This is a genomic window from Paraburkholderia elongata (assembly GCF_013177735.1).
In the GTDB taxonomy this organism is placed as follows: domain Bacteria; phylum Pseudomonadota; class Gammaproteobacteria; order Burkholderiales; family Burkholderiaceae; genus Paraburkholderia; species Paraburkholderia elongata.
Genome location: NZ_WOEZ01000326.1, coordinates 1 through 8,091, shown reverse-complemented (window position 1 = coordinate 8,091; position 8,091 = coordinate 1). Strand labels below are relative to the sequence as shown.

General features: G+C 64.8%; 8 protein-coding genes. All 8 read right to left on the bottom strand.

Features of this window, described 5'->3' with window-relative positions:
- A partial coding sequence (locus tag GNZ13_RS50105; protein ID WP_172178890.1) for a DUF3613 domain-containing protein occupies window positions 1–248 on the bottom strand: 248 nt, incomplete at its 3' end.
- A gap of 48 nt (window positions 249–296) precedes the next feature.
- On the bottom strand, window positions 297–1,178 hold the full coding sequence (locus GNZ13_RS50100; RefSeq protein WP_236002559.1) for a tetratricopeptide repeat protein: 882 nt from the start codon (window positions 1,176–1,178) through the stop codon (window positions 297–299).
- Between the two features lie 10 nt (window positions 1,179–1,188).
- A complete protein-coding gene (locus tag GNZ13_RS50095) occupies window positions 1,189–2,202 on the bottom strand; it encodes a type II secretion system F family protein (protein ID WP_172178889.1) in 1,014 nt (337 codons plus the stop codon).
- Between the two features lie 2 nt (window positions 2,203–2,204).
- The gene (locus tag GNZ13_RS50090) at window positions 2,205–3,227 is read right to left on the bottom strand and encodes a type II secretion system F family protein (RefSeq protein ID WP_172178888.1); all 1,023 of its coding nucleotides are present in this window, start codon (window positions 3,225–3,227) and stop codon (window positions 2,205–2,207) included.
- Complete coding sequence (locus GNZ13_RS50085) at window positions 3,220–4,602, bottom strand: CpaF family protein (protein ID WP_172178887.1); 1,383 nt, start codon at window positions 4,600–4,602, stop codon at window positions 3,220–3,222. The genes GNZ13_RS50090 and GNZ13_RS50085 overlap by 8 nt, the downstream gene beginning before the upstream one ends.
- A 3-nt stretch (window positions 4,603–4,605) precedes the next feature.
- Window positions 4,606–5,847 carry a fimbrial protein gene (locus GNZ13_RS50080; RefSeq protein ID WP_172178886.1) on the bottom strand — a complete coding sequence of 414 codons (1,242 nt, stop codon included), beginning with the start codon at window positions 5,845–5,847 and terminating at the stop codon, window positions 4,606–4,608.
- Window positions 5,848–5,979: 132 nt separating this feature from the next.
- Window positions 5,980–7,368, bottom strand: a complete 1,389-nt coding sequence (locus tag GNZ13_RS50075) for a type II and III secretion system protein family protein (RefSeq protein WP_172178885.1) — start codon at window positions 7,366–7,368, stop codon at window positions 5,980–5,982.
- Between the two features lie 41 nt (window positions 7,369–7,409).
- On the bottom strand, window positions 7,410–8,091 hold a 682-nt coding region (gene cpaB, locus GNZ13_RS50070), incomplete at its 5' end, for a Flp pilus assembly protein CpaB (protein WP_172178884.1).

The window sequence follows — 8,091 nt, the reverse complement described above, 5'->3', positions numbered from 1 at the left end:
CGGTAGGCAAGCCCGGCTTCGGCGCCGAGCGTCGGCAGCGCGGGCGCGGCTTCTGTGTTGCTGCTTTGCAGGCCGAGCCACGTGCGGGTCGAGTGACCTACTTCGCTTGCCCGGACCGGCGGCGGAGTGGCTGCTGCCGGCTGGGCAGTTTCGCTCGTTTGCGCGACCGCTGAAGCAGCCACCCCCATCGCGACACCGAAGCACAGCACTGACGCTGCCCAGCTCCGCTTCGTTGTTCTGCTATTCATCTCAATTCCCCTGATTGCCTGATCGGTCACTGCGCGGTCATCTCGTGATCACTGCGCGAAACGCTGCAATAAGCGCGGCGCCGGCTCGATACCTTGCGCGCTCGCGACCGTGCCAGTGCCTGCGCCCGCCTGCCCGAACTGTTGTTGTGTTTGCGCTTGCGATCCGCGTGCTTGCGCGCGCCCCGCCGCGACCACATTTGCCGCGTCGTTGCGAATTGCCGCACGTACGTCCGGCGTGAACTTCTGCTGATTCATCACCGCCTGCGCCTGCGCCTGGTCGCCATTGGCGAGCAGATAAAGCACCATGTTGCTGACGATCTTCGGATTGTTCTGATCGAGCTCGGCGGCCTTCATCAGCGGCACGCGTGCGCCGTTGACATCGCCGTAGCGCAGCCGCGCGTAGCCGAGATCCGACAGGGTTACTGCATCCGTCGGCGCGAGTTGCGCGGCTCGCTGCAGTTCCTGCGCGGCACGCGCAAAGTCCCCGGCCGCACCGGCGATCAGGCCAAGCCCGCGATATCCGCGCGTGGCAAGCGGCGTCTTCAGCAGCTGTCCGTAAGCCGTCGCGGCAGCGTCAGGCTGATCGGTCATTCGCAACGCGTCGGCACGCAGCAAAATCGTATCGGGGCTCGCACCGTACTGTTTTTCGTACGCATCGATATGCGCGAGCGACGCGAAGTAAAGCCCTTGCGATTGCATCTGGTCGATCAGTCCGAGGTACATGCCAGGTGTGTCCGGCGCGGGATCCCGATTGGCCTGCTGGGCCATCGCCGCACGTTCGGCCTGTGCTCCGACGCCATAACCCGCGATGTCTTTAGACGCGCACGCGCCAAGCAGGGACAACGCGGCCAGCACCACGGCGCAGCGCGTGGCGTGGCGGGCGGACCGGGTAGAGCGCGTCAGACATTCGAACGGTAGACAGTGAGCCATTGCAAAATCCTTACCGATTCATCGAGACCAACGAATGCTGGACAGCGAGCACGCCCGGGCCGGCTGTAACGATCATCAGCGCGGGCAGCAAAGTGATGATCATCACGCCGGTCATCTTCACGGCGAGACGGCCAATGCGCTCGCGCAACATCGCGCGGCGCGATTCGCGCAAGCGGTCGCCGAATTGCTTGAGCGGTTCCTGAACAGCGCCGCCGTGCCGGTCGACCTGCACCAGCAGGCGCACGACCGCGCGCAAGTCTTCGTTGTCGTAACTCGATGCCAACCGGTTCAGCGACTGCTCGCGGGTGCGGCCCGCCGCAAAATGGCGCTGCGCGATTTCCAGCTCGCTCGAGAGCACGGGCAGCATGGTGCGGAAATCGTTGACCATCACTTGCAAGCTTTGATCGAGCGACAAGCCCACGCCCTGCAGCAAGCGCAGCAGATCGACCAGCAACGGCAATTCGTCGACCACCCCGGTGCGGCGCTTGCTGGCACGCCGCTTCAGGACGATCTTCGGCAGCATGAAGCCCGCCACCATCGAGATGGCCACCAGCGAGACAAAGCGCGGGCCATCCAGATAGCCGTGCGCCAAGGTACCGGTCAGCACGGGCAGCACCAGCGCGCCCACCAGCCGCGCCACCAGAAACAGGCCGCGCGTGCGCGTATCGACGAAACCGCACTGCTCAAGCAACCGGCGGTCTTCCTCGGCAACGACCTGCCGACCGAAAGGCGTGTCGAGCCAGCGAATCCCCGCGTGTGCGAAGCGCTCGAGCAGGCCTTTGAAACCCTTTTGCTGCACGTTTCGCAGGGCAACTTTCGATTCGCCCTGAGCGCGCTCCGCGCCACGTCCAGCCACCGCGGCAGCGAGCGCTGCGGTCTGCAATGCGCGTTCGTCAAGCGCGTGTCTCAGCGTACGTTCGCTGCGCCGTACCGCGGCCACACGCGCCAGCACCAACCCGGCAAGCAGCAACAGCGCGAGCGCTGCGAGAGCCAGCGCGAGAGCGACGAGTTGATAGGTTTGCATCGTCATGTCCTCAAATTCGCCATGCGATACAGCAGATAGGCGCCGGTCACCTGCAAGCCGAACGCCAGATAGATCAGTTGCCGCCCGGTGGGATCGAACCACATCGACGCGAAATAATTAGGATTGGAGAGAATCAGAAAACCGCCAATGCCGATTGGCAGCATCGCCAGTACCCACGACGACAGCCGCGTTTCCGCCGACATCGCCACGAGTTCGCGCTCGGCCTGTTCGAGATCGCGCATGAACGAGGCCATGCGGTCGAGCATCACGTCGGCACGGCCGCCGTACTTGACCGACAGACGCAGCACGGCGCCGACCAGTTCGAGTTCGCGCACCCCATAGATCACCGATACCTGCGATAGCGCACGATCGATTTCGACGCCGGTGCGCAGCATCCGCGACACATAATCCAGACATTCGCGCAGCGGTGCTTCCGTGCTTTGCAACGCAGCCTGAAACGCGGCGGGCACACTGTTGCCGAGTGTAATCAGACGCACGATGCCATCGAGGAACAGCGGCAATTGCCGCACGATCAGCTGACGGCGCTTGTTCGCGCGCACCGTCAGTAAAAAATAAATGAACATCGCGCACGCAATCAGCGTCGCGCCGGCGGCGAGCCCGCCGCCTACCAGCGCGGCCCAGGCGCACAGCAGCAGCACGATTGTGCCGGCGATCGCGACAGGACCCTTTGCATTGGCAATCCCCGCGCGAGCCATCGCGTGTTGCAGCATGAAGCGCACGCGCGCTTGCAGGTAGCGCCATTGCGCGAGCCAGCCCGCATCGGCCGGCGGCGCTTGCGGCGCGATCACGGCAGGCGCCGCTCCGGCGCGCGCGGGCGCGACGCGCGGACCGCCCGCCACACCGCTCGTACCCGCGCCGGCCGGCATAGCCGCCGCCATACGGCTATCGATATAGCGCTCAGCGCTCACCTGGTCTTTGCGTTGCGCGCCACGCTGCCATAACAGCACCGCGAGCGCCGCGCATAGCAGCGCGAGCGCCGCGAAGACCAGTACCGCGCTAGACATTGAAGCCTCCGCCGAAGCCGCCACTGCCGCCACCGAAGCCACCGCCTCCAAAACCAGCGTTGCCGAACCCGTTCTGCGCCTCGCCGCCACCCAACGCCTGGCGGAAACGCGCCAGTTTCGGCGAGTGCGGATGAATGCCGAGCGAGACCCAGTTATCGAGTTCATCGCCTTCAGCGGTGGCGACCGGCTCGTAGCGATAGAGCTCCTGGGTGGCGATGATGTTGTCCGACAGCCCCGTGACTTCGGTGATCGACAGAATCCGCCGGCGCCCGTTCGAAAGCCGGCCGATCTGCACGATGAAGTCGATCGCATTGGCGATCTGCCGGCGCAAGCTCGACTCTGTACCCTGGAAGCCCGCGAAGCCCGCAAGCATTTCGAGGCGGTACAGACACTCGCGCGGCGAACTGGCGTGCACGGTGCCCATCGAGCCGTCGTGCCCAGTATTCATCGCCTGCAGCATTTCGAGCACCTCGCCGCCGCGCACTTCGCCGACGATGATGCGGTCCGGCCGCATCCGCAAGGTATTGCGCAACAAGTCTCGAATGGTTACGACACCCGCGCCGTCGAAGCCGCCCGGACGGCTTTCGAGCCGCACCACGTGCGGGTGGTTCAGCGACAGTTCGGCCGTGTCCTCGATTGTCACGACCCGCTCCGGCTCGGGGATGTGAAACGCCAGCGCATTGAGCAGCGAAGTCTTGCCTGAGCTCGTGCCGCCCGACACCAGCACGTTGCAGCGCGCAGCGACCGCCGCTTCGAGCAGCGCGCCGATTTCCGGGTTATAGGTGCCGTTGGCGAGCAGATCCTCGGGACGCATCGGATCTTTGCGGAATTTGCGAATCGAGACGATCGGCCCGTCGATCGACAGCGGTTCGATCACCACATTCACACGCCCACCGTTCGGCAAGCGCGCGTCGACCATCGGATTCGATTCGTCCAGACGACGACCGATCGGCGCAAGAATGCGCCGCACGATCCGCAGCAAGTGCGCGTTGTCGGCAAAGCGCACCTGAATCTTGGTCAGGATGCCGTGACGCGACACGTACACGTCGTTGTAGCCGTTGATCAGGATATCTTCGACGGCAGGATCGGCGAGCAGGTCCTCAATCGGCCCAAAACCCGCCAGTTCCTTGGTCAGCGCCTCGGCAATCAACCGCACTTCGCTCTCGTTAATGGGTATCCGGCGCAGCCGCACAAAGCTGTCCATCTCCAGATCGACGAACTGGTTAATCGCGTTACGCGACCAGCGGCCGAACTCGGAGCCGAGTTCCTCGATACGCGTGAGCAGGTGTTCGTGCGCCGCGTTCTTGATGTCCTGGAACTGCTGGCTATGCGCGAACAAAGGCGCGTCGTCGGCAAATTCGATTTCTTTTGCCATCGTCTATGACCGCTTGTAAGTGGTTGGAATGAAGCGCTTGAGCGCGCCGAGCGCTGATTTGCTGCGTGCTTGCGCGGCCGCGCACGAGGCCCCGCCGAGCCGTTCGATCAACGGCTCGAGTGCGCGCACGTACGGGTCACGCGCCGCGACGTCGGCCAGCAGATGTCCCTGGTTGACCGCCTGACAGAGCGTAAGGCGCCGCTCCGGCAAGGTGGCCAGCAGCGGAATTTCCAGCCGCTGCGCGATCTGCGCGGCAGCGAGCCCGAGGTCGGCATCGAACTTGTTGACGATCAGCCTCACATTCGCCGTGTCCACACCCTCCTCGCGCAACGCGTCGAGCACGCCGACCGCCGACACGATCGAGGCCACGCCCTGATCGCACAACAGCCACGTTTCGTCGGAAGCCTGCACCACGTGGGCGATGAACTCACTATTGGTGAAGCCGCCGAGATCGACGATCTGCTGGTCGAAGAACGCGCGCAGCCGGTTCAGCAAGCCGATCGACGACGAGTACGAGACCTCGCGCATGTCGGCAAGATTGGACGGCAGCGTGGTGAGCGCGAGACCACTCGAATGATGCGACAGCGCGGTATGCACGAAGGTCTGATCAAAGCGGCGCAGATTGCGCACGGCTTCGACGAAATTGAATTCGCTGCGCGTGTTCAGGAGCAACGAGCCGTCACCGGCCGGCAAGCCGAGATCGAGCAAGGCGGCTTGCCGTCCTTGCGCGACGTCGCGCCGCTGCAACATCACCGCGAGGTTCGCGGCCAGCGTGCTCACGCCCATGCCGATGCGCGCGCCCAGCAGCGCGGTGATATGGCCGTGACGGCTGACCGGTTCGACTAGGTTGTCCAGCACCTGGCGCGTGATGCGCAACGCGTCTTCGGCGGCCGCGGACACGTCGATGAAATCGCGCACGCCGGCACGCAGCGCGGCCAATGCGCTTTCGGGCTCGGCAAGCGTTCCGAGCGCGACGATCTGCATGCCCGGATAGGCTGTGCGCACCGTGCTCGCTGCAGCGCTCGCGGCAGCGGCACGGCCGCCGGAAAAGTCGACGAACACCAACGACGGATTCAGCGCTGCGATGCGCTGCATCAGCATCGTGGGATCGAGTGTGGCCGCTTCGACCACGCCTGCGCCCGCCAGCGTATCGGCGAGCCAATGCACGTGTTCGTCGGCCAGCGACGCGAACACGAAATAATCGGTGACCGCCCGTTCAGTCAATGAATGCGTTCTCGCGTTCATGTTGGACATCCTTTTGCGGCATCGGCTGCGAAGCCGCCGCGTCGTACTTCTTGCCAGCGGGCCCGCGCGGTTCGCGTGCATGCTGGCTCACTGCTCCACCGATCCAGCGCGCCGTCTGAGCGCCCACCGGCTTCACTTCGAAAATCCCGGCGCTGCATCGCGCGCCGCCACGCCGCCGATCAGCGAACGCCACACTGGCCCGTTGCGCTGCTCGGACTGCTCGCCCGGCGTCGACGGCAAGGTCGCGCCTTTCGCGAGCGGCGACACCAGATGCGGTGTCACGATGATCACCAGCTCCTTCTCGTTCTGCTGGTAATTCAGTTGCTTGAAGAAGGTGCCGATCACCGGCAGATCGCCGAGCAACGGCACCTTCGCTACATTCGACGCGGTCTCGCGGTCGATCAGGCCGCCGATCACGAAGCTCTCGCCGTCGCCGAGTTCGACCGTGGTGTCGGCACGACGTGTGGTAAACGCGGGCACCGATACGCCGCTAATCGTCACGGCGTTTGCAAAATCCAGCTGGCTCGCTTCCGGCGCCACCTTCAACGCAATGCGTTGCGGGCTCAATACGGTCGGCGTCAGCGTGAGCCCGACTCCATATGGCTTGAACTCGATGCCAGTCGCACCGAGCCCCTGTGGCACTGGAATCGGCACTTCGCCGCCAGCGAGAAAGCTCGCGCTCTGTCCGGATAGAGCCACTAGCGTCGGCTCTGCCAGCACGCGCGCGAGGTTATTACTCTCCAACAGGCTCAGGTTCGCAAACAGCCCATGCGTGGCGGAGTTGAAAATCAGGTTGAACGCCGACGAAATTGGCGTCGTACTCGTCATTTGCGGCGCCTGCCCCGCGGTCGCGGAAACCGAGCCCAACGCCGACGGTGCAAACGAGCCGAACGTAAAGCCGTTGTTTTGCTTGAAGAAGTTGAAACCGACCTCTTTGAGTACCGAGCGGCTGAACTCGACCACCCGCACATCGACCTGCACTACCGCGCGGCTTGCCACCGTCGACGTGTCGAACACCGCGCCATCCTTGCCGAGCGAGCCTTCCGCTGCGACCACAGCGCGCTGGTGCGCCTCCATCGTCGCCGACGTGCCGGAGACCACCGCCGTGCTGCCGAGCACCTTGACGGCCGGCGTATCGGGCCCAAGCAGCGAGGCCGCAGCCGGCGTGATGACGTTGACCGTATAGATCAGCGGCGCCTCGCGATCACGCGCCCACAGCATCAGGTTGGTCGTGCCCGCCGCCTTGCCGACCAGCAGCACGCCACCGCGCTTGTCGCCCTTGATGATCAGTACATCGGCCACCGCCGGGTCGCCGATCGCGACACGCTGCAGCGTATGACCGGTCGCGAGCGGTTGCTGCGCGCCGACCGTCAGGTCGATGGTCTGCGAGGGCGCAGCCTGCGATGCTTGTGAGGATTGCCCCCGCTGCACCGGACCCGCCGCGCCAGTCGCAGCCGATACGGCGAGCAAGGCCAACCCGAGCCACGCCGCCTTCCCGAAAACAAAAATCCGTTGTGTCATGTAGTTATGGACGCGTGTGGCCGCCCGCTCCCTGAAACCGCTTACCAGGCGACCGTCTCGGCGCGCCCACCCCGTATCACTTCGATACCGCTCTTTATACTGTTGGTGTTGCCCGCAACGCGCGTAGGCGGCAGCGGCATATGCGGCAACGTCGGCCGTGCACCGGCGCCCGCAGAATTGGTGCTTCCCGACAAGGCGTCGAGCGACACGCCGGCCGCGGCACGAGTCGAATCCTGCAACGGCTCGGCCGCGCCGGCGCGGGCGACTGTCTTCAACACGCCGGGATAGGCCGGCAACGCGTCTTGATCGACTACTTCGGCATCCTTTGGATTGCGCAGCGCGAAGATCAGACGTCCGGCGCTTTCGGCGAGCGTCAGGCGGTCCACATCGGCGACCGGCACCGCCAGCACCGCGGTGCGCACCATGCCGTTCGGGTCGCCGGCGCTGTCGCCGCTCGTGGTTGCGTTGCCGAACGCGAGCACGCGCACTTTCGACATCAGGAGACGCGCCTGGGTACGATCGATTTCGCTGCTGCTGCCGATGGCGCCGTCGCGCTTGAGCGTAAAAAACACGTCGACGAAATTACCCGGCCGCAGCCGGTTGCCGACCGCATTGCCCTCGTCGACCCGCACGTTGCCGGCAGGCAAGCCGATCACCTTCGACGAATTGCGCGTGCAGTCGCTGCCGATCAATCCGAACGGCGCCTTCACCGATCCGGCGCAA

Bases quoted from the DNA above. Each gene is read 5' to 3' on its own strand.
- GNZ13_RS50095 (WP_172178889.1), bottom strand. From the start codon at position 2,202: ATGCAAACCTATCAACTCGTCGCTCTCGCGCTGGCTCTCGCAGCGCTC.
- GNZ13_RS50100 (WP_236002559.1), bottom strand. From the start codon at position 1,178: ATGGCTCACTGTCTACCGTTCGAATGTCTGACGCGCTCTACCCGGTCC.
- GNZ13_RS50090 (WP_172178888.1), bottom strand. From the start codon at position 3,227: ATGTCTAGCGCGGTACTGGTCTTCGCGGCGCTCGCGCTGCTATGCGCG.
- GNZ13_RS50080 (WP_172178886.1), bottom strand. From the start codon at position 5,847: ATGAACGCGAGAACGCATTCATTGACTGAACGGGCGGTCACCGATTAT.
- GNZ13_RS50075 (WP_172178885.1), bottom strand. From the start codon at position 7,368: ATGACACAACGGATTTTTGTTTTCGGGAAGGCGGCGTGGCTCGGGTTG.
- GNZ13_RS50085 (WP_172178887.1), bottom strand. From the start codon at position 4,602: ATGGCAAAAGAAATCGAATTTGCCGACGACGCGCCTTTGTTCGCGCAT.